Source organism: Nonomuraea endophytica (assembly GCF_014203235.1).
GTDB lineage: Bacteria > Actinomycetota > Actinomycetes > Streptosporangiales > Streptosporangiaceae > Nonomuraea > Nonomuraea endophytica.
On record NZ_JACHIN010000022.1, the window covers coordinates 68391 to 91613 of the forward strand.

General features: G+C 72.2%; 22 protein-coding genes. 12 read left to right on the forward strand and 10 right to left on the reverse strand.

What is annotated here, in order from left to right:
* Position 1: 1 nt before the first annotated feature.
* The gene (tkt, locus tag HNR40_RS48455) at positions 2–2143 is read right to left on the reverse strand and encodes a transketolase (protein ID WP_184974131.1); all 2142 of its coding nucleotides are present in this window, start codon (positions 2141–2143) and stop codon (positions 2–4) included.
* 210 nt (positions 2144–2353) lie between these two features.
* Here tkt and HNR40_RS48460 point away from each other — a divergent pair, with 210 nt between their 5' ends.
* Both HNR40_RS48460 and HNR40_RS48465 read left to right on the forward strand, forming a co-directional pair.
* Positions 2354–3298, forward strand: a complete 945-nt coding sequence (locus HNR40_RS48460; protein ID WP_184974133.1) for a heme o synthase — start codon at positions 2354–2356, stop codon at positions 3296–3298.
* A gap of 46 nt (positions 3299–3344) precedes the next feature.
* The gene (locus HNR40_RS48465; RefSeq protein WP_184974134.1) at positions 3345–4478 is read left to right on the forward strand and encodes a PrsW family intramembrane metalloprotease; all 1134 of its coding nucleotides are present in this window, start codon (positions 3345–3347) and stop codon (positions 4476–4478) included.
* A gap of 319 nt (positions 4479–4797) precedes the next feature.
* Here HNR40_RS48465 and HNR40_RS48470 read toward each other — a convergent pair whose 3' ends face one another.
* Together HNR40_RS48470 and HNR40_RS48475 are read right to left on the reverse strand one after the other, a co-directional pair.
* The gene (locus HNR40_RS48470; protein ID WP_312896811.1) at positions 4798–5439 is read right to left on the reverse strand and encodes a SanA/YdcF family protein; all 642 of its coding nucleotides are present in this window, start codon (positions 5437–5439) and stop codon (positions 4798–4800) included.
* Between the two features lie 99 nt (positions 5440–5538).
* On the reverse strand, positions 5539–6516 hold the full coding sequence (locus tag HNR40_RS48475; RefSeq protein ID WP_184974136.1) for a COX15/CtaA family protein: 978 nt from the start codon (positions 6514–6516) through the stop codon (positions 5539–5541).
* A 104-nt stretch (positions 6517–6620) separates the two neighbouring features.
* On the opposite strand from HNR40_RS48475, the gene HNR40_RS48480 reads away from it, so the two are divergent.
* The 6 genes from HNR40_RS48480 to HNR40_RS48505 all read left to right on the forward strand — a co-directional run bounded on the left by HNR40_RS48480 (position 6621) and on the right by HNR40_RS48505 (position 12364).
* Positions 6621–7766 (forward strand): NAD(P)/FAD-dependent oxidoreductase, encoded by a 1146-nt coding sequence (locus tag HNR40_RS48480; protein WP_184974138.1) that lies wholly within the window; start codon positions 6621–6623, stop codon positions 7764–7766.
* Entirely contained in the window at positions 7766–8011 is a 246-nt protein-coding gene (locus HNR40_RS48485) for a (2Fe-2S)-binding protein (protein WP_184974140.1), read from the forward strand. The genes HNR40_RS48480 and HNR40_RS48485 overlap by 1 nt, the downstream gene beginning before the upstream one ends.
* Positions 8008–9315, forward strand: a complete 1308-nt coding sequence (locus HNR40_RS48490; protein WP_184974142.1) for an FAD/NAD(P)-dependent oxidoreductase — start codon at positions 8008–8010, stop codon at positions 9313–9315. Before HNR40_RS48485 ends, HNR40_RS48490 begins: the two co-directional genes overlap by 4 nt.
* Entirely contained in the window at positions 9315–10208 is an 894-nt protein-coding gene (locus tag HNR40_RS48495; protein WP_184974143.1) for a dihydrodipicolinate synthase family protein, read from the forward strand. The genes HNR40_RS48490 and HNR40_RS48495 overlap by 1 nt, the downstream gene beginning before the upstream one ends.
* Positions 10209–10400: 192 nt before the next feature.
* On the forward strand, positions 10401–11402 hold the full coding sequence (locus tag HNR40_RS48500) for a proline racemase family protein (RefSeq protein ID WP_184974145.1): 1002 nt from the start codon (positions 10401–10403) through the stop codon (positions 11400–11402).
* Positions 11399–12364 (forward strand): proline racemase family protein, encoded by a 966-nt coding sequence (locus HNR40_RS48505; protein WP_184974147.1) that lies wholly within the window; start codon positions 11399–11401, stop codon positions 12362–12364. The genes HNR40_RS48500 and HNR40_RS48505 overlap by 4 nt, the downstream gene beginning before the upstream one ends.
* A 148-nt stretch (positions 12365–12512) precedes the next feature.
* On the opposite strand, the gene HNR40_RS48510 is transcribed toward HNR40_RS48505, so the two are convergent.
* The 3 genes from HNR40_RS48510 to HNR40_RS48520 are packed head-to-tail and all read right to left on the reverse strand — an operon-like array spanning position 12513 to position 15480.
* Positions 12513–13178, reverse strand: coding sequence for a response regulator (locus HNR40_RS48510; RefSeq protein ID WP_184974149.1), 666 nt, complete (start codon positions 13176–13178; stop codon positions 12513–12515).
* A complete protein-coding gene (locus HNR40_RS48515; RefSeq protein WP_184974151.1) occupies positions 13175–14449 on the reverse strand; it encodes a sensor histidine kinase in 1275 nt (424 codons plus the stop codon). The genes HNR40_RS48510 and HNR40_RS48515 overlap by 4 nt, the downstream gene beginning before the upstream one ends.
* Positions 14446–15480 (reverse strand): DUF418 domain-containing protein, encoded by a 1035-nt coding sequence (locus HNR40_RS48520; protein ID WP_312896812.1) that lies wholly within the window; start codon positions 15478–15480, stop codon positions 14446–14448. Before HNR40_RS48520 ends, HNR40_RS48515 begins: the two co-directional genes overlap by 4 nt.
* A 193-nt stretch (positions 15481–15673) precedes the next feature.
* On the opposite strand from HNR40_RS48520, the gene HNR40_RS48525 reads away from it, so the two are divergent.
* Complete coding sequence (locus HNR40_RS48525; protein WP_184974155.1) at positions 15674–16627, forward strand: ornithine cyclodeaminase family protein; 954 nt, start codon at positions 15674–15676, stop codon at positions 16625–16627.
* An 8-nt stretch (positions 16628–16635) separates the two neighbouring features.
* Positions 16636–17319 carry a GntR family transcriptional regulator gene (locus HNR40_RS48530; RefSeq protein WP_246510738.1) on the forward strand — a complete coding sequence of 228 codons (684 nt, stop codon included), beginning with the start codon at positions 16636–16638 and terminating at the stop codon, positions 17317–17319.
* Positions 17320–17422: 103 nt separating this feature from the next.
* Here HNR40_RS48530 and HNR40_RS48535 read toward each other — a convergent pair whose 3' ends face one another.
* The 4 genes from HNR40_RS48535 to HNR40_RS48550 form a co-directional block, all read right to left on the reverse strand.
* Positions 17423–18235, reverse strand: a complete 813-nt coding sequence (locus HNR40_RS48535) for a class I SAM-dependent methyltransferase (protein ID WP_184974157.1) — start codon at positions 18233–18235, stop codon at positions 17423–17425.
* A gap of 76 nt (positions 18236–18311) precedes the next feature.
* Positions 18312–19232: an EamA family transporter gene (locus HNR40_RS48540; protein WP_184974160.1), complete on the reverse strand. Its 921-nt coding sequence runs from the start codon at positions 19230–19232 to the stop codon at positions 18312–18314.
* 66 nt (positions 19233–19298) lie between these two features.
* Complete coding sequence (locus HNR40_RS48545) at positions 19299–20066, reverse strand: ABC transporter permease (RefSeq protein WP_184974162.1); 768 nt, start codon at positions 20064–20066, stop codon at positions 19299–19301.
* Positions 20063–20971 (reverse strand): ABC transporter ATP-binding protein, encoded by a 909-nt coding sequence (locus tag HNR40_RS48550; protein WP_184974164.1) that lies wholly within the window; start codon positions 20969–20971, stop codon positions 20063–20065. The genes HNR40_RS48545 and HNR40_RS48550 overlap by 4 nt, the downstream gene beginning before the upstream one ends.
* Before the next feature lie 145 nt (positions 20972–21116).
* Here HNR40_RS48550 and HNR40_RS48555 point away from each other — a divergent pair, with 145 nt between their 5' ends.
* Positions 21117–21893 carry a VOC family protein gene (locus HNR40_RS48555; protein ID WP_184974166.1) on the forward strand — a complete coding sequence of 259 codons (777 nt, stop codon included), beginning with the start codon at positions 21117–21119 and terminating at the stop codon, positions 21891–21893.
* 84 nt (positions 21894–21977) lie between these two features.
* Complete coding sequence (locus HNR40_RS48560; RefSeq protein WP_184974168.1) at positions 21978–23195, forward strand: multidrug effflux MFS transporter; 1218 nt, start codon at positions 21978–21980, stop codon at positions 23193–23195.
* The last annotated feature ends 28 nt before the right edge of the window (positions 23196–23223 follow it).

The window sequence follows — 23223 nt, forward strand, 5'->3', positions numbered from 1 at the left end:
CTCAGTTTCCCGTCGTCTCGCCCTTGTCCTGACCGAGCTTGGCGAGGCTGGCCTTGGCCGCCGCCGCCACCCGCTCGGCCGTCAGGCCGAACTGCTCGTACAGCGTCTTGTAGGGAGCAGAAGCCCCGAAGTGCTCAAGGCTGACCGTCTCTCCCGCCTCACCCACAAACTCCCGCCAGCCGAGCGCGATTCCCGCCTCGACCGCGACGCGAGCCTTGACCGAGGGCGGAAGCACACTCTGCCGGTACGCGGAGTCCTGCCCGTTGAACCACTCCACACACGGCATCGAGACCACGCGCGCCGTGATGCCCTGCGCCTCCAGCAGCTCCCGGCCCTCCACGGCCAGCTCCACCTCGGAACCGGTGGCGATGAGGATCACCCGCGGCTGCCCGTCGGAGGCCTCGCGCAGCACGTACCCGCCGCGCTTGACTCCCTCGGCGCTCGTGCCCTCGTAGACCGGCAGGTTCTGCCGGGTCAGCGCCAGCGCCGCCGGGCGGTCGGTGTGCTCCAGCACGGCCTTCCACGCGAAGACGGTCTCGTTGGCGTCGGCCGGGCGGACCACGTCCAGGCCCGGGATCGCGCGCAGCGCCCACAGGTGCTCGACCGGCTGGTGGGTCGGGCCGTCCTCGCCGAGGCCGATCGAGTCGTGCGTCCAGACGTAGGTGACCGGCAGCTTCATCAGCGCCGCCAGCCGTACGGCCGGCCGCATGTAGTCGGAGAAGACCAGGAAGGTGCCGCCGTAGGGCCGGGTGCCGCCGTGCAGGGCGATGCCGTTGAGAATGGCGCCCATGCCGTGCTCGCGGATGCCGAAGTGCAGCGTCCGGCCGTAGCGGTTGCCGGGGAAGTCCTTGGTCTGGTGCTCCTCGGGGATGAAGGACGGCTCGCCCTTCATCGTGGTGTTGTTGGACTCGGCCAGGTCGGCCGAGCCGCCCCACAGCTCGGGCAGCACGCGGGAGACGGAGTTGAGGAACTCGCCCGAGGCCTTGCGGGTGGCGACCGAGGCGCCGGCCTCGAACTCCGGCAGCGCTTCAGTCCAGTCGGCGGGCAGCTCGCGGGCGGAGATGCGGTCGAGCTCGGCGGCGCGCTCGGGGTTGGCCAGGCGCCATTCGGCGTAGCCCTTCTCCCACTCGGCGTGCGCCTCGCGGCCGCGCGCGGCCACCTGCCGCGCGTGCTCCAGCACCTCGGCCGGGACGTCGAAGGACTTCTCCGGGTCCATGTCGAGGATCTTCTTGGTGGCGGCGACCTCGTCGGCGCCGAGCTTGGAGCCGTGGATCTTGCCGGTGTTCTGCTTGTTGGGCGCCGGCCAGCCGATGATCGTGCGCAGCATGATGAACGACGGCTTGCCGGTCTCCGCGCGGGCGGCCTCCATGGCGGCGTTCAGGGCGGCGACGTCCTCGGTGTATTCACCGGTCTTCGTCCAGTCGACCTTCTGCACGTGCCAGCCGTAGGCCTCGTACCGCTTGAGGATGTCCTCCGACAGCGCGATCTGCGTGTCGTCCTCGATCGAGATGTGGTTGGAGTCGAACAGCACGGTCAGGTTGCCGAGCTTCTGGTGCCCGGCGAGCGCGCTGACCTCGTGGCTGATGCCCTCCTCGATGTCTCCCTCGGAGGCGACGCACCAGATGTGGTGGTCGAAGGGGCTGGTGCCCGGGGCGGCGTCCGGGTCGAACATGCCGCGCTCGCGCCGGGCGGCCATCGCCATGCCGACCGCGTTGCCGACGCCCTGGCCCAGCGGGCCCGTCGTGGTCTCCACGCCGATCGTGTGCCCGTGCTCCGGGTGGCCGGGGGTGAGGCTGTCCCACGTACGCAGGCGCTCGATGTCCTCAAGCGTCAGCCCGTAGCCGGAAAGGTAGAGCTGGATGTAGAGGGTGAGGCTGGAGTGGCCGCACGACAGGACGAAACGGTCGCGGCCGATCCAGCTCGCGTCGGTCGGGTCGTGCCGCATCGTGCGCTGGAAGAGCAGGTAGGCGGCCGGAGCCAGGCTCATCGCCGTACCGGGGTGGCCGGAGCCGGCCTTCTCCACCGCGTCCATCGCCAGTGCTCGGACGACGTCGACCGCCTTCTTGTCGAGGTCGGTCCATTCAAAGGTGCTCAACTGCTCGATCTCCGGAATCTCGTTGTCATAGGTGGTGCCGGTTGGCATTTCCCGCCCACACCGGACCCTAACGGAGCCGCGGTCAAGATCGATTCCCTTGCCGCTCCGTGCGTGTCCGAGAGCGGGTCACGCCCCCCATGGCCGGACCGGCCGACCCTGCTACTACAGTTTGTGTGTTCGCAGAGACGCCACGGCGTCCATTCACGGATCCGCTCTAATCAGAGGTTACGCGTTGACTCCGCACGTGCTGGAAGCGCCTTGACGGTGCTCACGAACAGGCAATCGACGGCCCCGGCCCAGCAGGCCACGGCGCCGCGCTCCTTCGGCGCGGTCGTCAAGGCCTATGTCGCGCTGACCAAGCCGCGGGTCATCGAGCTGCTCCTGATCACGACGCTGCCGGTCATGTTCCTCGCGTCGGGCGGCCTGCCGCCCCTGTGGAAGGCCCTGTGGGTCATGGTGTTCGGCACGCTGTCGGCGGGCAGCGCCAACGCGCTCAACTGCTACATCGACCGCGACATCGACGTGAAGATGCGGCGCACCCGCAAGCGCCCGCTGGCCCGCCACCAGGTCACGCCGCGCAACGCATTGATCTTCGGAATCGTCCTCGGAACTTTGTCCGTTGTTGGCATGTGGGTCACCACGAACCTGCTCGCCGCCGCGCTCAACCTGTCGGCGATCCTGTTCTACGTCTTCGTCTACTCGATGATCCTCAAGCGGCGCACCTCCCAGAACATCGTCTGGGGCGGCCTGGCCGGCTGCATGCCGGTGGTCATCGGCTGGTCGGGCATCACCGGCAGCCTGGAGTGGACGCCGCTGGTGCTGTTCGGCGTGGTGTTCTTCTGGACGCCGCCGCACACCTGGACGCTGGCCATGCGCTACAAGGAGGACTACGCGGCCGCCTCGATCCCGATGCTGCCCGTGGTCGCCACCGAGCGCCGGGTCGTCGTGGAGTCCATCGTCTACACGTGGGCGACGGTCATCTGCTCGCTGCTGCTGTGGCCCGTCGCCGGCACCACGCTGCTCTACCCGATCGTCGCGCTCGCGCTCGGCGTCGTGTGCCTGTGGGAGATCCACCGCATGCTGGCCAGGGTCAACGCCGGCAAGACCGGCGTCGATCTGCGGCCGATGCGCTTCTTCCACTGGTCCAACGCCTACCTGGCGCTCCTGTTCCTCGCCGTCGCCATCGACCCGCTGCTCAGCTGAGCGTGTGCGGCGGGACAGCATCCAGACGATCCGTTAAAGTCACCGTATGGCGTCCCGTGATCCACGCTGGGTGTTCAAGGACCGGCCATCCTTCGCCCTGATCATCGGGCTGGTCGTCACCGGCATCTGCGCACTCGTCTCGCTCTCGTTCGACGTGATCAACGGCGCGCCTGTCGACTTCCTCGTCGCCCTCCTGCTGGCCCTGGCCCCGGTGCCCGTCCTGCTCGCGGCGGTGCTCGCGCTCGACCGCATGGAGCCGGAGCCGCGCAGCAACCTCGTCTTCGCCTTCGCGTGGGGGGCCGGCGTGGCCGTACTGGTCGCGGGCGTCGTCAACTCGCTCAACCTGCACTACATCGTGGACGCCGCCAACCTCACGCCCGACAACGCCCGCAGCGTCGCCGCCACGTTCGGCGCGCCCGTCGTCGAGGAGACGATGAAGGGCCTGGTCCTGCTCGGCCTGCTGCGCTTTCGGCGGGCCGAACTCGACGGCCCCACCGACGGCATCATCTACGCCAGCATGGTCGGCCTCGGCTTCGCGATGAGCGAGAACGTCAGCTACTACGTGGCCGCGCTCACCGAGCGGGGCGTCGAGGGCCTGGCCGTCACGGTCGTGCTGCGCGGCATCCTGTCGCCGTTCGCGCACCCGCTGTTCACCTCGATGATCGGCGTCGCGGTGGCCTACGCGGCGCTGCGCAGCGGCTCGGTGCGGGTCGGCTACATCCTGGCGGGCTGGATCGGCGCGATGCTCCTGCACGGCCTGTGGAACGGCATGGCCTCCTACGGCGGCTTCGGCGGCCTCGTGATCGCCTACCTGATCCTGCTGCTGGTCCTCCTGGTCATGATCGGCATCGTCATCAAGGACAGGCGGCGCATCGTCGCCCTCATCCAGCGCTACCTGCCGCCCTACGCGCCCACCCGCCTGGTCGACACGGCCGACATCCACATGCTCTCGGCCCTGTCCCGGCGCCGCCGCGCCCGCCAGTGGGCCAGCGCCCACGGCGGCAAGCGCGGGCTGCGCGCGATGAGCGACTACCAACTGGCCGCCACCGAACTCGGCCTGCTGCACGACCGCGCCGCCCGCCGCGTGGTCGACGAACAGACCTTCCACGAGGAACAACGCGCCCTCCTCGAATGCATGAGCGCCGCGCGCGCGGGCTTTCCCGTTCCTGTTCGCAGATGATCACTTTCCGTTACGGCTCCCGCCACCCCACCGCCACCCGCCGCCGTGGGCGGGCTTCGATCGTGGGGGTCGCTTCTCACGTCGGACGTGGTCCCCGCCGTCACGGCCCTTCGTGAGCCGGGTGTCAGGCCAAGACCACCCAAACCCTTCAGGTCCCAAACCCCTCCTAGGCCCACACCCCAAACCCTCCTGGGCCCTGCCCTCATGGACCTCGTCGGTCAGGGCCCTGGCCATCACGAACCCCCTGGCATGGCCGACCCTCCTGGGCATGGCGAGCCCTTCGGGCATGACGAGACGCCGTTGTGGGCGTTTGCGGCGCCTAAGGGGTGGGGTGGGTCAGGATTTGGTCTAGGGAGGTTTCTCGTGGGCCGGGGAAGACGGGGTCGGAGCGGAGGAGGATGGCGTCGGCGAAGCCCTTGGCGGTGGCCAGGAGTTCTCTGGTCGCGTAGGCGTAGGTGGCCGCCGCCCACTGCTTGGTCGAGTCGTCGCCCACCCCGTAGGTCTCCAGGCCGGCCGTACGGCAGAGGGTGACCGCTCTGGGGATGTGGAAGACCTGGGTGACCACGGTCAGGCGCTGGGCGCCGAAGACCTTGCGGGCGCGTACGCAGGAGTCCCAGGTGTCGAAACCGGCGTAGTCCAGGACCATCGCGTCCACCGGCACGCCCTTGTGTGTCAGGTAGTCGCGCATGGCCGTGGGCTCGTCGTACTCCTTGCGGCTGTTGTCGCCGGACAGCAGCAGGGCCTTCACCTTGCCGGCCCGGTACAGCTCGGCGGCTACGTCCAGGCGGCGGGCGAGCATGGGGGAGGGCTGCCCGCCGTACAGGCCGGCGCCTAAGACCAGAGCGGCCTGCGCGGCCGGGACGCGGGCGAGCCAGCCGTCGGTGTCGGCGGTGGCGCGGTGCGGTGAACTGTCGAGCCAGGCCCAGGTCATGGGGGCCAGCGCGAGCACGCTGGCCAGCACGAGCGTCTGGTAGCCCCTTCTCAGGAGCTTTCGCCTATATGCCGACAAGGCTGGCCTTCCGCCGGTGGGGGAGGGGCGGACCTATCGTGCCATACCCGGTCAGGCGGTGGCGGGCTCCCGGTTGGGGGAGGGGAGGGCGCCGACCGGTTCGCGGACCCGGGTGGCGGTCGCGGCACGCAGTGCGAAGATCCACACCAGGGTCGAGCCGAGCACGTGCAGGCCCACGAGGAAGGCGGGCACGCCCAGGAAGTACTGCGTGTAGCCGATGACGCCTTGGAGGAGTTCGATGCCCAGCAGTGCCAGCGCGGCACGGCGGGCGGCCCGTGGCGCGTCGGTCACGTGCAGGGCGATCAGCAGCGCGAAGGTCAGGCCGACGACGAGGTAGGCGATGTCGGCGTGGATCCTCGCCACGGTCTCGATGTCGAAGTCGAAGCGCGAGGCGAGTTCGTCGCCGGAGTGCGGGCCGGTGCCGGTGACCAGCACGCCCGCCATCAGCAGCGCGAACACCGCCGCGACCAGGACCTGTGCCAGCCGTCTGATGTCGCGGTGCACGGTGCGCCTGAGCACTCCGTCGCGCTCGCCCGTGCGCACGTAGAACATCCAGCAGGCGGCCATCAGGCCCACGGAGATCAGGAAGTGCGTGCCGACCGTGGCCGGGTGCAGCGCGCTCCTGACCACCAGTCCGCCCCAGAGCGCCTGCACGACGATGCCGGCCGGCTGCAGCCAGGCCAGGCGTACCAGGTCGGGACGGCGCGGCGCCATGCGCAGTGCGGCGATCACGCAGGCGAAGCCGACCGCCAGCACCAGGAACGTGAGCAGCCGGTTGCCGAACTCGACCGCCATGTGCAGCGGCGAGATCTCCGGGTGCGCGACCGGGAGGTAGCTGTCGCTGGTGCACTGCGGCCAGGTCGGGCAGCCCAGCCCCGCCTCCGTCACCCGGACCGTGGCGCCGGTGACCGTGATGCCCGCGTTGACCACGACCGACGCCAGCGCCCAATAGCGGATCGAGACCTGGGTGGGCGCCCAGAAGAAAAGACTCCTGATGATCGAGTTCGGGTGGTCCGTGGGTAGCTTCACGTCATCGATGGTAGGGGCCGTATGTGCCGGTCCTTCCACCGCGATGGCCTCTGGCCGACCGAGCGAAGTTCAGTGTAGTGTGACATATTACTGAAGGGAGGCCGATGTCGGACGTCATCGTCATCGGCGCCGGAGTGGTCGGCGCCGCCTGCGCCTACTACGCGGCGCGCGCGGGGCTGGACGTGACCGTCGTCGACCGCGGCCCCGTGGCGAGCGGCACCACGGGATCCGGCGAGGGCAACGTGCTCGTCTCCGACAAGGAGCCGGGCCCCGAACTCGACCTCGCCCTTCTGTCCAACCGCCTCTGGCGCGAACTGGCCGAGCACGGCGGGTTCGAGTTCGAGGCCAAGGGCGGGCTCGTCGTCGCCGAGACCGCCGGCGTCCTGCGGCAGCTCACCGAACTGGCCGCCAAGCAGGGCGTGGAGCACACGGCGGTACCCGGCGAGGCGCTGGGCGGCTACGAGCCGCACCTGGCGCCGGGGCTGGCCGGCGGCGTCCACTACCCCCAGGACGCGCAGGTCCAGCCCATGCTCGCCGCCGCCCGCCTGATCAAGCTCGGCGCCGACTCCTACGGCCACGGCACCCTCCACCTGCGCACCGGCGTCACCGTCACCGGGTTCCTGCGCAGCGGAGAGAGGGTGAACGGCGTGCGCACCTCCCACGGCGACATCCTCGGCGGCGCCGTCGTCAACGCCGCGGGCACCTGGGGCGGCGAGGTCGCCGCGCTGGCCGGAGTCCACCTGCCGGTGCTGCCTCGGCGCGGCTTCATCCTGGTGACGGAACCGCTGCGCGAACCGCTGATCCGGCACAAGGTCTACACCGCCGCGTACGTCACCAACGTGGCCAGTGACGCGGAAGGGCTGGAGACCTCCGCCGTGGTCGAGGGCACCCCCGCCGGGCCCGTCCTCATCGGGGCCAGCAGGGAACGGGTCGGCTTCGACCGGACCACCTCGGTGCCCGTGCTGTCCAGGCTGGCCGCGCAGGCGGTCGAGCTGTTTCCCGCGCTGCGCGAGGTGCGGGCGATCCGCGCCTACTGCGGCTTCCGTCCGTACTGTCCTGACCATCTGCCCGTCATCGGCGAGGACCCCAGGGCGCCCGGCCTCTACCACGCCTGCGGCCACGAGGGGGCGGGCATCGGCCTGGCCCCCGCCACCGGCTACCTGCTGGCCCAGCTTTTGGCCGGGCAGCGGCCCGGCCTGGACCTGCACCCGTTCCGCCCCGACCGCTTCACCCGAGAGGAGAACGGCTGATGGAGCGGTTCGACATCTCCGTCGACGGCCGCGCCGTGCCCGCCGAGCCGGGGCAGACGATCGGCGCGGCGCTGCACGCCGCCGGGGTGCGCTCATGGCGCAGCACCCGGTTCGGCGGGCGGCCGCGTGGTCTGTTCTGCGGCATCGGGGTCTGTTTCGACTGCCTCGTGGAGGTCAACGGCCGTCCGGCCGAGCGCGCCTGCCAGTTGGAGGCCCGTCCCGGTGACGAGGTGAGCACCTCATGATCCACGACCTCGCCGTCATCGGCGGCGGCCCCGCCGGGGTCGCGGGCGCGCTGACCGCCGCGCTGGCCGGGCTGCGCGTCGTGCTGCTGGACGGCGGCCCGCGCCTGGGCGGCCAGTACTTCCGCCACGCCCACGGTGCCGAACCCGAACCCCGCTTCGCCCGCCAGTCCCACGCCCTGCGTCAGCGGGCCGAGGTCCTGCTCAAGCACCAGGTCTGGGCCGTCAGCCGCGAGGACGACGCGTTCACGGTGCACGCCCATGGCACCGCTCGTGCTGAAGTACGGGCGCGGCGGGTGCTCATCGCCACCGGCGCCCACGATCGGCCGCTGCCCTTCCCCGGCTGGGACCTGCCCGGCGTGCTCACCGCCGGCGGCGCGCAGGCGCTGCTCAAGGGCGAGCGCGTGCCGGCCGGGCGGCGGATCGCCGTGGCCGGGACCGGGCCGTTCCTGCTGCCGGTGGCCGCCGGGCTGGCCAGGGCGGGGGCTGAGGTGGCCGGGGTGTTCGAGGCCTCGGGCGGGCTGGGGCTGGCCCGGCATCCGGTCATGGCCCTCGGCAAGGCGGGCGAGGCCGCCGGGTACGCGTGGGCGCTGGCCGCGCGGCGCGTGCCGTACCGGAGGAACCATGCGGTGATCGCCGCGCACGGCGAGCACGAGCTGCGCGCGGTCACGGTGGCCAGGCTGGATCGCGACTGGAACGTTCTGGGCACCGAGGAGCTGGAGTGCGACGCGCTGGCCGTCGGCTACGGGTTCGTGCCGCAGATCGAGCTGGCCGTCCAGCTCGGCTGCCTGACCCGCCAGGATGCCGACGGCACCCCCGTCGTGGACGTGGACGCGCGCCAGCGCACCAGCGTGCCCGGGGTGTGGGCGGCCGGTGAGCCCACCGGCGTCGGCGGCTGGGAGCTGTCGGAGACCGAGGGCCGCATCGCCGGCCTCGCGCTGGCAGGCGCCGGCGAGGTGCCCGGCCTGCTGCTGCGCAGGCGCGCCCGGCTGCGGGCCTTCGCCGCGGCGCTGCAGGGCGCCTACCCGGTCAGGCCGGGCTGGCAGTCGTGGCTCACCCCGGACACGCTCATCTGCCGGTGCGAGGAGGTGCCGCTGGCCCGCGTCCGCGAGGCGCAGGAGCTCGGCGCCACCGACGCCCGTTCGATCAAGCTGCTGGCCAGGCCCGGCATGGGCTGGTGCCAGGGCCGCATGTGCGGCTACGCGCTCGCCTGCCTGGCCGGGGAACCCCAGCAGCCCCCACGCCGCCCCATCGCCCAGCCGATCTCCCTAGGAGCCCTAGCGGAGCCCCCACAGAAGGAACATTGATGACAACACGCACCAAACCCTGGCACGGCGTCATGGTGGCCACCGCGCTTCCCCTGCACGACGAGCTGTCCGTGGACAACGAGGGCTACGCCGCGCACTGCCGCTGGCTGGTCGAGAACGGCTGCGACGGCGTCGTGCCCAACGGATCGCTGGGCGAGTACCAGACGCTCACGCCCGAAGAGCGCGCCAAGGTCGCCGAGACCGCCGTCGCCGCGATCGGCGGCGAGCGCGTCATGGCCGGGGTCGGCGCCTACGGCGCGGCCGAGTCGCGCCGGTGGGCCGAGCACGCCCGCGAGATCGGCTGCGGCTCGGTGCTCGCGCTGCCGCCCAACACCTACCGCGCCGACGAGCGCGCCGTGCTGGAGCACTACCGCCAGGTGGCCGAGGCGGGCGTGCCCGTCGTGGCCTACAACAACCCCTACGACACCAAGGTCGACCTCACCCCGGCGCTGCTGGCCAAGCTGCACGCCGAGGGGCTGATCGTGGCGGTCAAGGAGTTCACCGGCGACGTGCGCCGCGCCTACGAGCTGGCCGAGCTCGCCCCCGGGCTCGACCTGCTGGTCGGCTCCGACGACGTGCTGCTGGAGCTGGGCATCGCCGGTGCCGTGGGCTGGATCGCGGGCTTCCCCAACGCGCTGCCCGCCGCCAACGTCGCCCTGTACCGCGCCGCGCTCGCCCGCGACCTGGACACCGCGCTGCCCCTGTACCGCACGCTGCACCCGCTGCTGCGCTGGGACTCCAAGATCGAGTTCGTCCAGGCCATCAAGCTGTCCATGGACGTGGTCGGCCGCCGCGGCGGTCCCTGCCGCCAGCCGCGCGTACCGCTGACGGACGAGCAGTCCGCCGCCGTCCGCGCCGCCACCGAAAAGGCCCTCGCCGAGGGCATCGCATAACTTTCTCTCAGAGCGAGGCCTTCGTTTGGCTTTCTCTCAGAGCGAGGCTTTCCTTTACGGCAAGCCGTGTACCCCCACCCCGGTCACGGGGCGGGCGGCACTCCAGGGGGACGGCCGGCGGCCGTGCCCCTTCCCGCCGTGACGAGGTCCGCGGCACCGGCCAAGTGGCCCAGGCACCCCCAGAGGAGCGATATGAGAACCAACCGGGTCTTCCACGCGGTCGACTCGCACACCGAGGGCATGCCCACAAGGGTGATCACCGGCGGCGTCGGGGTGGTCCCCGGCGCCACCATGGCCGAGCGCCGGGTGTACTTCCGTGACCACCTCGACCACCTGCGCAACCTGCTCATGCGCGAGCCCCGCGGCCACTCCGCCATGAGCGGGGCGATCCTGCAGCCGCCCACCCGGCCTGACGCCGACTGGGGCGTGCTGTTCATCGAGGTGTCCGGGCTGCTGCCGATGTGCGGGCACGGCACGATCGGGGTGGCGACCGTGCTGGTCGAGACCGGGATGGTCGAGGTCAGCGAGCCGGTGACCACGATCCGGCTGGAGGTTCCCGCCGGGCTGGTCACCGTGGACGTCGCCGTCCGGGACGGCGTCGCCGAGTCGGTCACGCTCCGCAACGTCGCCTCCTTCAGTGACCGGCTGGACGCCGAGGTCGAGGTGCCCGGGTTCGGACGGATCCGCTATGACCTGGCCTACGGCGGCAACTTCTACGCCGTCGTCGGCCTCGACTCCTACAAGCTGCCGTTCGACCGCGCGGCCAAGAACGAGATCATCGCCGCCGGGCTGGCCACCATGGACGCGATCAACACCACCGACGAGCCGGTCCATCCCGAGGACCCGCGCATCCGGGGCTGCCACCACGTCTACTTCGCCGCCCCCGGCTCCACCGCCCAGCACTCCCGGCACGCGATGGCGATCTTCCCGGGCTGGTTCGACCGCTCGCCCTGCGGCACCGGCACCAGCGCCCGGATGGCCCAGCTGCACGCCCGGGGCGAGCTGGAGATCGGCGCCGACTTCGTCAACGAGTCGTTCATCGGCACCCGCTTCATCGGGCGGCTGCTGGAGGAGACCACCGTGGGCGGGCGGCCCGCGGTCGTGCCGTCCATCACCGGGCGGGCCTGGATCACCGGGACCGCCCAGTATTTCCTCGATCCCCGCGACCCGTTCCCCGAAGGGTTCGAGCTGTGATCACGACGGTCGACTACCACACCGGTGGCGAGCCGTTCCGGATCGTGACCGGTGGGGTGCCGGACATTCCCGGCGCCACCGTGCTCGAACGGCGCTCGGCCACCGACGGGGTCGATCATGTGCGGCGGCTGTTGTGCCATGAGCCGCGAGGGCATGCCGACATGTATGGATGTTTCCTGGTGCCGCCTGACGACCCGGGGGCTCATCTGGGGGTGTTGTTCTGGCACAAGGACGGCTACTCCACCGCTTGTCGTCATGGCACGATCGCGCTGGCCGTACACGCTGTGCAGGAAGGGCTGGTCGCCGCAGACCCGGACGGTGTCACCGACGTGGTCATCGACGTCCCGTCGGGGCGGGTGACGGCCCGCGTGGCCCGCGCCGGGGGCCGGGTCACCGGGGTCACCTTCCGCAGTGTGCCGTCGTGGGTGATCGCCCGCGGCGTCGAGGTCGCCGGGGTCAGCCTCGACGTCTCCTACGGCGGCGCCATCTACGCCAGCCTGCCCGCCGCAGCCGTGGGACTGTCCGTGGAGCGGGAGCACCTGCCCGCCCTCATCGCCCACGGCCGCCGGATCAAGGCCGCGCTGAAGGACCACCCCGCCGCCCGCCACCCCGGCGACGAGCGGCTGTCCGGGATCTACGGCGTCATCTTCCACGACGAGCTGTCCGCCGACGGGAACGCCCTGCACCAGCGCAACGTCACCGTCTTCGCCGACGGCGAGGTGGACCGCTCGCCCTGCGGCTCGGGCACCGCCGCCCGCGTGGCCCTGCTGGCCACCGACCACGGCGACGGCGTCACGCTGACCCACGACAGCGTGATCGGCACCCGCTTCACCGCCCGGGTGGCCGGGCGGACGGCCGAGGGGATCGTGCCGGAGATCGACGGCATGGCCTACCGCACCGGCCGCCACACCTTCGACCTCGACCCCGCCGACCCCCTCGGCACCGGCTTCGTCCTCCGCTGACCCCCACCCACCCCGCTCCCGGCCCACCCAACCACCCGGCCACCCGCCCGGTGGCGTCGTGAGCCCCCGCGCTCCCGGTCGCCCACCTGTCCGGTCGCCCGGCCTGCCTCATCCACGGTCCACCGTGATGGCGGGCGGCCCGTTCGGTTCAGGGGTTGCCGGGTTCGACGACGCCGTGCTCGTACGCGTAGATGATCGCCTGGACGCGATCCCGGCAGCCGATCTTGGCCAGGAGGTTGGCCACGTGCGTCTTGACCGTCGAGACGCTGACGGTCAGGGTCTGGGCGATCTCCACGTTGGACAGCCCCCGGGCCAGCAGGACGAGCGTGTCGTGCTCCCGGCCGGTCAGCGCGGGCAGGGGCTCCAGGACCCGTGGCGGCTTCGAGGTGCGGGCGAACTCGGCGACCAGGCGGCGCGTGACGCCGGGCGCGACCAGGCCCTGACCGGCGGCCACCACCCGCACGGCCGCCACCAGCTCGTCGGGTTCGACGTCCTTAAGCAGGAAGCCGCGCGCGCCGCCACGCAACGCCGAGAAGACGTACTCGTCGAGGTCGAACGTGGTCACGACCAGCACGGCGACCGGGTCGGCGACGCCCGCGCCGGCCAGGCGCTCGGTCGCGGCGATCCCGTCGAGCACGGGCATGCGGACGTCCATGATGACCAGGTCGGGCCGCAGGCGGCGGGCCAGCCGTACCGCCTCCTGCCCGTCGGCCGCCTCGCCGACGATCTCGAGGTCGGGCTCCGACTCCAGGATCGTACGGAATCCGGCCCGGACCACGGCCTGGTCGTCGACGATCAGGATCGTGAAGGTCATGCATGCTCCGGGGGAGAGGAGGCGGGCGAGGAAGCGGGCATGGCGGCGGGGAAGGAGGCGCTCACCAGCCAGCCGCCGTCCGGCTGGGGGCCGACGGTGAGCGCGCCGCCGGCGTGGGTGACGCGTTCGCGCATGCCGAGCAGGCCGTAGCCCCCGTCGGAGCCGTCGGCCCCGGTCGGGCGGGCGGCACGGTCCGGCCTGGTGTTGCGCACCGCCACCGCGAACCCGGCCTCCCCGAACGTGGTCGTGACGCTGACTTTGGCGCCGGGCGCGTGCCTGCGGGCGTTGGTCAGCGCCTCGCGGACCAGGCGGGAGACGGCCAGCCCGGTGGTGACGGGCAGCGGCCGAGGCTCGCCCGTGGCGCTGACCTCGACGTCCATGCCGGTCGTGCGGAACCGCCGGACGGTCTCCTCCACGCCGGTCAGCGCGGGCGCCCGGCCATCAGCGGCCCCCGGCTCGCTGTCGCGCATGAGCCCCACCAGCGCGCGCAGCGCGGCCAGCGTGTCACGGCCCTGGGACCTGATCGCCCGTAACGTGGCCCGCGCGGCCGCCGGGTCGCGGTCGAGCAGCCGGTCGGCCGCGCCCGCCTGCACGACGATCGCCGACAGGTCGTGCGCGGCGATGTCGTGCAGTTCCCTGGCGATCCGGGCCCGCTCCTCCGCGACCGCGGTCCTGGCGCGCTCCTCCCGGTCGCGCGCGATGCTCGCCGCCGCCCTGGCCGCACCAGCCCGCCTGGCCTGTACGGCGAAGCCGGCCGTGGCAGGCAGCAGATAGGCGGCGGCGACGGCGGCCGCCATGCCGGCCAGATCCCCGGGCAGCACGCCCCAGAAGGTGAGCAGCCCGCCGTGCCCGCCGCCCGCGAGCGTCGCGAACACCCCTCCGGAGGCGTGGACGGCCCCGCAGACCACGATCGCCACCGTCGCCCGCACCTGGGGCAGGAGGCAGGCCACGGTGTAGGAGCACACCACGGCGCCCACGCCGATCAGGGCGGGACGGGCGGGCAACAGCATGGCCGCCAGCGGGATCACGCTGGCCGCCGCCAGCGCCAGAACGGGACGGATGCGGCGTAAGGCGATGGTGGCCAGGTCAGCGGCGGCCGAGGTGAAGCCGATGGCCACGACGCCGGGGGCCAGCGCGCTCAGCGTGCCGTTGTGGACGGCCGGCAGCAGGCGGGCCGTACTGAGGAGAATGAGCAGAGCGGCGGCCAGCGCGTCACGCCCGGCGGCGGTGCGGACGCCGAGTCGCGCCGGCCCTTCGCTCCACACCTTCATGCCGCTCCGCGAACTCCTCCGGCGTCGGCGGGACCGCCGATGGGCAGCCGCCGCCAGTACGTCACGCACCGCCACGCCCACTCCAGCGGGCCGTAGCCGTGCCTTCGCAACCACACGTTACTCACCACGGCCTGAAGGAGCAGGATCGCTGCGCCCAGAGCCGCCGCGAGCGCCCACTCCTCCGACCCTCGCAGGCCGAGCGCCGCGCCCATCGGGACGAACAGCAGCGCGGCCCCGAAGTAGTTGGTCAGCGCCATCCTGCCCATCGGCGCCAGCGCCCACGACAGCGCCGCCCCCACCGGGGTGCGCAGAAGCAGCAGGAAGAGCGCGACATAACAGCCGGCGGTGGCCAGCGACAGCGTCGTGCCGAGCCGGATCTGCGCGACGTCGGGCAGCGGCAGCGTGATGAGCCAGTACGTCAGCCCGCACACCGCCAGCGAGCCGCCGCCCAGCGCGACCAGCCGCCAGGGGCGTTCACCGAGCGTCTCCGGCACCCGCAGCTCGGCCAGCGTGTACCCGAGCGCGAACAACCCGGGCAGCAACCCCAGCCCGCCCACCCCGGCCAGGACGCCCGCCACCGTCAGCCCGACGGCCACGGCGGGCAGCGCCCGGCGCGGCAGGTAGCTGAGGGGGAGAAGCACCAGGACGCCGGTGATGGCGAACGGCAGCAGCACCTCGCCGGGCTGCAGCAGGTGCAGCACGGCGCCCAGCACGGCCAGCGCCGCGAACCGCCTCACCAGGAGCGGCCTCGGCCGTCCTGAGCGCCGGGCGGCCGAGCGCAGGAAGATGCCGAACCCGATGCCGAACAGCAGGTAGAAGATGGGATAGAAGCGCCCCAGGAAGAGCAGGCGCAGCGGGCCGGGCAGTTGCCCGGCGTAGGCGAACATCTCCATGGTCTGGGGGATGTTCACGAAGATGATCCCGCACAGGGCGAACCCGCGCAGCGCGTCGAGCGCGGCGATGCGCCGCTTCGGGGCGACCGGGGCGACCGAGGTGACCGGGGCCTGCGGGGAGGACGGGGAGTCTGACACGCCTACAGGGTGATCGGGAGCACGGTCACGGCGCTTCGGGAGCGCGGCCCCTTCCTTCTCGGTCGCGGGGAGGAGGACGGCTCGTCCGCAGGGCCCACTTCGGAGGGAAAGAAGGCGGGCCGTCCGCGGGCGGAAGGCGGCTCGTCCGTGGGCCCCCTTCCCTTCTCCGGCCGGTGGCCTGGATGCTTGGCCCATGAACGCGCTGCCCTATGTCGACGCCGAGGCCCTCGGCCGCCTGGTTCCGGTGACGCGGGCCGTACAGCTGCTGGAGGAGGCGCTGCGCGACGGCCTGGACCCCGAGGACACCCCGCAGCGGCCGGTGGTGGACCTGCCCGGCGGCCAGATGTTGCTGATGCCCGCCGCCATCCGCGCCTACGCCGGGGTCAAGGCGGTCACGATCGCGCCGGACGGGCCGGAGCGTGACCTGCCCCGCATCCAGGGCGCTTACCTGCTGTTCGACGGCGGCACGCTGAGCCCGCTGGCGGTGGTCGACGGCATCGCGCTGACCAGCCTGCGCACCCCGGCCGTCTCCGCGCTGGCCGCCACCTACCTGGCCGCCGCCGACGCCAGCACGCTGGTGGTCTTCGGCTCCGGTCCGCAGGCGTGGGGCCACGTGCTGGCCCTGCGTGCCGTACGTCCGATGGAGCACGTCACCGTCGTCGCCCGGCACGAAGGGCGAGCCGAGGCGATGGCCGCCCGCTGCCGGTCACTCGGCCTGACCGCGCGGACCATCAGCGGGGACGATCCCGGCACCCGCGCGGCCGTCGACGCCGCCGTGGCCGGGGCCGACGTCATCGCCTGCTGCACCACCGCCCGCGACCCGCTCTTCCCCGGTAAGCTCGCCCGCGACGGCGCCGCCATCCTCGCCGTCGGCTCCCACGAACCCGACGCCCGCGAGGTCGACGACGACCTCGTCGCCCGCTCGTGCGTGGTCGTCGAGTCCCGGGCGAGTGCGCTGGTCGAGGCCGGAGATGTGATCGTCCCGATCCGCCACGGTACGATCACGACTGGTCACCTCGCCGGAAACCTCGCCGAGCTGATCAACGGCAGCATCACCGCAGGCCCGGGACCCAGACTGTTCAAGAGCACAGGGATGGCCTGGCAGGACCTCGTGGTGGCCGCGGCCGCATACGAGGCGTGGACGTAAGGAAAGGGATGCGCGCGATGGCTGCGGAGGACCGGCTCGACCTGCCGATGGTGGGGGAGCGGCAGAGCCTGCGCGAGCAGGTCGCGCACGCGCTCCGGGCGGCGCTGATCACGGGCGAGATGCGGCCGGGCGTGGTGTACTCGGCGCCGGTCCTGGCCGCCCAGTTCGGGGTGTCGGCGACTCCCGTCCGCGAGGCCATGCTCGACCTGGCCAAGGAAGGCCTGGTCGAGGCGGTGCGCAACAAGGGCTTCCGGGTCACCGAGTTGTCCGACCGCGACCTCGACGAGCTCACCGAGATCCGCCAGCTGATCGAGGTGCCCACGGTGACCCGGCTCGCGGACGCCTCGCGGGCCGCGGAGTTCGAGAGCCTGCGGCCGATCGCGGAGGAGATCGTCTCCGCGGCCGAACGCGGTGACCTGCTGGCCTACGTCGACGCCGACCTGCGCTTTCACGTGGAGCTGCTCAAGCTGTCCGGCAACGCGCACCTGGTGGAGGTCGTGCGCGACCTGCGCAACCGGGCCCGCCTGTACGGCCTGCAGCAGCTCTTCGAGCACGGCAAGCTCCCCGACTCGGGACGCGAGCACCTGGCCCTGCTCAGCGCCCTGGCAGCGGGCGACGCCGCCGCGGCCAAGAGCATCATGAGCGCCCACATCCAGCACGTCCGCGGCATCTGGGCGGACCGCCCCGAATAAGCCCCGCCAGACAGGCCCCATCAGACAGGCCCCGTCAGACAGGCCCCATCAGACAGGCTCGCCAGACAGGCGCCGTCAGGGATGGCGCGCCCGCACCAGCCCGTCAGGGGTGGCGGGCCCGCACCAGCCAAAGGTCCATCGCCGGAGTGCGCAACCGCTGCGGGAGCGGAGGCAGCCACCGGCACGCCCCGGCGGCGATCTCCCGGTGCAGGGCGGCCGAAGCGCTCCACCCGTGCCGCGCCAGCAGCGTAGCCGGATCGCGCAGCGCCCCCACGAACGGCACGCCCCGCAGCGCCATCTCCCGCAGGAACGGCTGCATCACCGGATCCTGCAGGAACAGCTCGTGCGGCACGTCGAACGTCAGCCACGACCCCGGCGCCGCCAGCGCGCTGACCGAGTCCAGCACCGCGTGGGTCTGGGCCGGGGTCAGGTAGTAGAAGAGCCCGTCGGCGATCCAGCAGGCGGGCTCGGTGACGGAGAACCCGGCCTCGACCAGCGCCGGGCCCCAGTCGAGCCGGAGGTCGGCCTCGACCACCCGCACCTCGCAGCGCGCCCCGAACCCGGCCGCCGCCAGTAGCTCCGCCTTGCCGTCCAGCTGGCCGGGCAGGTCCACCTCGTAGTAGACGAGCGAGGGCTCGACGGGCAGCCGGTAGGCGCGGGCGTCGGTGCCGGATCCGAGGCAGACGGCCTGCCGTACCCCGGAGGAGAGCAGCGTGAGGTCGCCCAGCCGCCCGCGCAGCGGCACCACCGCGGACGGCAGCGCGTCGGCGCGCACGGTGTCGACGCCCGCCTCGGAGGCCGGGGTGACGAAGACGGCCGCGCATGGATCGTTCAGGTACGCATCGGGCTGGGCGTGTTCGCGGGCCCGCAGCACGGCCATCCAGTCGCTGGTGAGCTTGACCGGCTCGGACCCCATCGCCCACGACCCTTCGCATCCGAAGAATGACTCAGGGTAATAGTGCCTGGTGGTGGCGGTGGAAGCCAGCCCGGATTCAGAGCTTCTTGCGCACCCGGGTGGCGCCCAGGCTGGCCGCGACCACGCAGATGACCGCCGCCCACTCGCGCAGGTGCAGGATCTCGCCCAGCACCACGAGCCCGATCATGGCGGCCACGGCGGGCTCCAGGCTCATCAGGATCCCGAACACGTGCTTGGGCATCCGCCGCAGCGCCTGCAGCTCCAGCGAGTACGGGATCACCGACGACAGCAGCCCGACCCCCAGCCCGATCAGCAGCACCTCGGGCTGCAGCAGGTCGGCCCCACCGGCCGTGACGCCGACCGGCGCGATGACCACCGCCGAGACCACCATGGCCAGCGACAGCCCGGTGGCGCCGGAGAAGCGCTGCCCGGCAGCCGCCGACAGCAGGATGTAGCCGGCCCAGCAGGCCCCGGCCACCAGCGCGAAGCCGATGCCGGCCCAGCTCACCGAGGACGACTGCCCCCACGGCGCGAGCAGGACCACCCCGCCCGCGGCCAGCAGCACCCACAACAGGTCCAGCCGCCGCCGTGAGGCCGCCACCGCGACCCCCAGCGGCCCCAGGAACTCGATCGCCACCGCGATCCCCATGGGCAACCGGGCCAGAGCCTCGTAGAACGTCAGGTTCATGACGGCCAGCGTGCCGCCGAAGCCCACGACAACAGCCCAGTCACGCTTGGTCATGCCGCGCAGCCGGGGCCGCGCCACGGCGGTGATGATCAGCGCCCCGGCCGCGATGCGCAAAAAGACCATGGCGCTCGGCGGCAGGAGGTGGAACAGGTCCTTGGCGAACCCGGCGCCCAACTGGACGGAGACGATGGCCAGCAGCACGAGCCCGGAAGGCGGGATCGAGTCGGCGGCCGTGCGTAGCAGACCGCCCGGTCCCGGCACACGGGACTTGGAACGGTCAAATGGGTCATCAAGCGCAAAGGCTGTCAAGGAGACTCCTCAGGTCGTCGTCAGAGGGTACTCACGACAACCGACAGAAACGGAGCCCGGGGGTGGTCATTCCCAGCGGAACGTGCGCGAGGCCAGCCCCAGCGTGAGCACCGCCCAGACCGCCAGAACGGCCAGCGCGCCGAGCGGCAGCGCGGCCCCGTCGCGCAGCACCGCGCGCAGGCCGCCGGTCAGCGCAGAGATCGGCAGCAGCTCAAGAGCCGAGCGCAGCCCCTCGGGGAACTTCGACAGCGGGAAGACCACCCCGCCGGCCCCCAGGAGCACCAGGTAGACGAGGTTGGCCGCGGCCAGCGTCGCCTCCGCGCGCAGCACCCCCGCCATGAGCAGGCCCAGCCCGCTGAAGGCCGCGGTGCCCAGCAGCACCAGCAGCGCCGCCCCCAGGAACGAGCCCTGCGGCCGCCACCCGAGCGCCAGCGCGACGGCCACGATGACCACCACCTGCAGGGCCTCCACCGCGAGTACGGCCAGCGTCTTGGCCAGCATGAGCCCGGCCCGCGACAGCGGCGTGGCCCCGAGCCGCTTCAGCACGCCGTAGCGGCGCTCGAACCCGGTCGCGATCGCCTGCCCGGTGAACGCCGTGGACATCACGGCCAGGGCCAGCACGCCGGGGGCCAGGAAGTCGACCCGGCTCCCGCCCCCGATGTCGATCAGCGGCGCCAGCGAGAAGCCGGTGAGCAGGAGCACCGGGATGATCAGCGTGAGCAGCAGCTGCTCGCCGTTGCGCAGGATGGCCCGCACCTCGGCTCCCGCCTGCGCCAGCACCATCCTGGGCAGCGGCGCCGCGCCGGGCGCCGGAGTGAAGTCGAGGGCGGTCATCGCAGTTCGCGTCCCGTCAGTTCGAGGAAGACGTCCTCCAGCGTGCGGCGCTCGATGCGCAGGTCGTCGGCGGTGACGCCCTCGGCGGCGCACCAGGCGGTGACCGTGGCCAGCAGCTCGGGCCCGACCTGGCCCTCGAGGATGTAGTGACCGGCCGGGGACTCCTTGGCGGCGCTGCCGTCCGGCAGCGCGTTGAGCAGCTCCTCCAGCGCCAGGCCCGGACGGGCGCGGAAGCGCAGCTGCCGCTCGGCGCCGGTCAGCTGGGCGGGGCTGCCCTCGGCCACGACCTGGCCCCGGTCGATGATGACGACGTGGTCGGACAGGCGCTCGGCCTCGTCCATGTGATGGGTGGTGAGCACCACGGAGACCCCGGCCGCGCGCAGGTCGCCGACCAGGTCCCAGCAACCGTGCCTGGCCTGCGGGTCGAGCCCGGCGGTGGGCTCGTCGAGGAAGACCAGCTCGGGGCGGCCGACGACCGCCGCGGCCAGGGACAGGCGCTGCTGCTGGCCGCCGGAGAGCCTGCGGTAGGGGGTGCGGGCGTGCTCGGCCAGCCCGAGGCGTACCAGAAGGGCCTGGGGGTCGAGGGGGCTTGCGTAGAAGCGGGAGACCAGCCGCAGCCACTCGCCGCAGCGCATCGCGGGCGGGACGCCGCCCGCCTGGAGCATGACGCCCACCCGGGGGCGCAGCGCGTGGGCGCGCGGATCGGCGCCGAGCACGCGGACGGTGCCGGCGTCGGCGCGCCGGAAGCCCTCGCAGATCTCGATCGTGGAGGTCTTGCCCGCGCCGTTGGGGCCGAGGATCGCGGTGACCGCGCCGCGCGCCGCCGAGAGCGTGAGGCCGTCGATCGCCGTGGTGGCGCCGTAGCGCTTGACCAGATCGATGATCTCGACGGCTGGGGAATCCATGGCAAGAGTCTAGGGACTGCCCGCGGTGGTCCGGGCTCCGGCCTGGCAGCGCGTAAAGGCTTGCGGACGAACCCGTCAAGTCGCCTGACGGGTGAGACGTGACGTGATTGGGTGATTGTGGTCCATCTCACAAAAGGAGGGGGAAGTGTCAGTACGCAGCGCTTATGATCCAGGCGTTCCCTGCTGGGTGGATCTGTCGACCACCGACGTGGCGGCGGCGGTCGACTTCTACGGCGAGCTGCTCGGGTGGCGGGCCGAGATGGCCGAGGACCCTGCCGCGGGCGGTTACGGGCAGTTCCACGTCGGCGACAAGGTCGTGGCCGGCGTCGGCCCGCTCCAGAATCCGGGCATGCCTCCGGTCTGGAACATGTACGTCTCCACCGACGACGCGGCGGCGGTCGCCGACCGGGTCAAGAACGCGGGCGGCACGGTCTTCGCCGAGCCGTTCGCGGTGTTCGAAGAGGGCACGATGGCGGTCTTCCAGGGCCCAGACGGCGGCTTCTTCTGTGTCTGGCAACCCGGCAACCACCATGGCGCGACGCTGGTCAACGAGCCGGGCGCGTTCTGCTGGAACGAGCTCGTCAGCCGCGACGTGGAGGCGGCCACCCGCTTCTACGCCGAGGTGTTCGGTTGGCGGCCGCACGCGCAGCAGATGGGCGAGATCGCCTACACCGAGTGGTACAAAGGCGAGCACAGCATCGCGGGCATGATGCCCATGGGCGAGGAATACCCGCCGCAGGTCCCGTCCTACTGGGGGACCTACTTCGCCGTGACCGACCTCGACGCCACGGTCGCCAAGGCCCGCGAGAAGGGGGCCACGGTCCTGGTGGACAGGATGGACGCGCCGCCCGGCGTGTTCGCCATGCTCACCGACCCGCAGGGAGCGTCCTTCAACGTCATCCAACTTCGTGAAAATTCCTGAAATGGGGAATTAGGCGGACCCTAATTCCCGTTCCACCCCTCGGCCCTCGTGGGCCATCGGTCTACGAGGGAGAGGGGATCACGCATGTCCGTGGCAGAGGCCACGCCGGCGATCGAGGTCAGGAAAGAACGCCGCGGACTGCTCCTGGTGATCCTGGGCGCGCTGAGCGCCATCGGACCGCTGTCCATCGACATGTACCTGCCCGCGCTGCCGGCCATCTCCGGCGAGATGATGTCGGCCCCGGCGCAGGTCCAGCTCACCCTCACCGCCTGTCTCATCGGCGTCTCCGTCGGCCAGGTGCTGGCCGGGCCGCTGAGCGACGTACGCGGGCGGCGGGGGCCGCTGCTCATCGGCGTCGGCGGGTTCGCGCTGGCCTCGCTGCTGTGCGCCTTCGCCCCGAACGTGCCCGCGCTGATCGCGCTGCGCCTGCTGCAGGGCGTGCTCGGCGGCGCCGCCCTGGTGATCGTCCGCGCCGTGGTGCGCGACCTCTACGACGGGGCGGCCATCGCCCGCATCTTCGCCACCCTCATGCTCGTCAGCGGCCTCGCGCCGATCCTGGCCCCGATCGCCGGCGCGCAACTGCTGGCGTTCACCTCCTGGCGCGGCGTCTTCGTCGCGCTGAGCCTGCTCGGCCTGGCGCTGCTGCTCGCGGTCATCCCCGGCGTCAAGGAGACGCTCCCCGCCGACCAGCGGGAGAGCGGCGGGCTCAGGCACACCGCGATGACGTTCTGGCGCCTGCTGCGCGACCGCGCCTTCATGGCCAGCGCGCTGACCGCGGGCCTGGCCTTCGCCGCCATGTTCGCCTACATCTCCGGCTCGCCGTTCGTCCTGCAGGGCGTGTACCAGGCCACGCCGCAGCAGTACTCGCTCATCTTCGGGCTCAACGCCCTCGGCCTGACCGTCATGGCGCAGGTCGGCGGGCGCCTGGCCGGACGCGTCCGGCCGGCGCTCCTGGTCCGCGTCGGCCTGGCCGTCACGCTGGCGGGAGGCGTGCTGCTCGTCGCCGCCGCCACCGCGGGGCTGGGCCTCGGCGGCATCGTGGCGGGGCTGTTCGTCATCATGTGCGGGCAGGGACTCGTGCTGCCGGGCACCGGCGCGCTCGCCCTGGCCAGCCAGCCTCCGCAGATCGCCGGCAGCGCGTCGGCGCTGCTTGGTGTGCTGCAGTTCGCCCTCGGCGCGGTCGCCGCGCCGCTGGTGGGACTCGCCGGATCCGGTACGGCGGTGCCGATGGCGGCCGTCATGCTCGGCCTCATCCTGGCCTCGGGGGTGGCGTTCACCCTGCTCCGACGTGGAGTTAGGTAAGGCTACCCTGCGTGAGAAATTACATTCT

Bases quoted from the DNA above. Each gene is read 5' to 3' on its own strand.
- tkt (WP_184974131.1), bottom strand. From the start codon at position 2,143: ATGCCAACCGGCACCACCTATGACAACGAGATTCCGGAGATCGAGCAG.
- HNR40_RS48465 (WP_184974134.1), top strand. From the start codon at position 3,345: ATGGCGTCCCGTGATCCACGCTGGGTGTTCAAGGACCGGCCATCCTTC.
- HNR40_RS48480 (WP_184974138.1), top strand. From the start codon at position 6,621: ATGTCGGACGTCATCGTCATCGGCGCCGGAGTGGTCGGCGCCGCCTGC.
- HNR40_RS48485 (WP_184974140.1), top strand. From the start codon at position 7,766: ATGGAGCGGTTCGACATCTCCGTCGACGGCCGCGCCGTGCCCGCCGAG.
- HNR40_RS48490 (WP_184974142.1), top strand. From the start codon at position 8,008: ATGATCCACGACCTCGCCGTCATCGGCGGCGGCCCCGCCGGGGTCGCG.
- HNR40_RS48495 (WP_184974143.1), top strand. From the start codon at position 9,315: ATGACAACACGCACCAAACCCTGGCACGGCGTCATGGTGGCCACCGCG.
- HNR40_RS48500 (WP_184974145.1), top strand. From the start codon at position 10,401: ATGAGAACCAACCGGGTCTTCCACGCGGTCGACTCGCACACCGAGGGC.
- HNR40_RS48510 (WP_184974149.1), bottom strand. From the start codon at position 13,178: ATGACCTTCACGATCCTGATCGTCGACGACCAGGCCGTGGTCCGGGCC.
- HNR40_RS48515 (WP_184974151.1), bottom strand. From the start codon at position 14,449: ATGAAGGTGTGGAGCGAAGGGCCGGCGCGACTCGGCGTCCGCACCGCC.
- HNR40_RS48525 (WP_184974155.1), top strand. From the start codon at position 15,674: ATGAACGCGCTGCCCTATGTCGACGCCGAGGCCCTCGGCCGCCTGGTT.
- HNR40_RS48530 (WP_246510738.1), top strand. From the start codon at position 16,636: ATGCGCGCGATGGCTGCGGAGGACCGGCTCGACCTGCCGATGGTGGGG.
- HNR40_RS48535 (WP_184974157.1), bottom strand. From the start codon at position 18,235: ATGGGGTCCGAGCCGGTCAAGCTCACCAGCGACTGGATGGCCGTGCTG.
- HNR40_RS48545 (WP_184974162.1), bottom strand. From the start codon at position 20,066: ATGACCGCCCTCGACTTCACTCCGGCGCCCGGCGCGGCGCCGCTGCCC.
- HNR40_RS48550 (WP_184974164.1), bottom strand. From the start codon at position 20,971: ATGGATTCCCCAGCCGTCGAGATCATCGATCTGGTCAAGCGCTACGGC.
- HNR40_RS48560 (WP_184974168.1), top strand. From the start codon at position 21,978: ATGTCCGTGGCAGAGGCCACGCCGGCGATCGAGGTCAGGAAAGAACGC.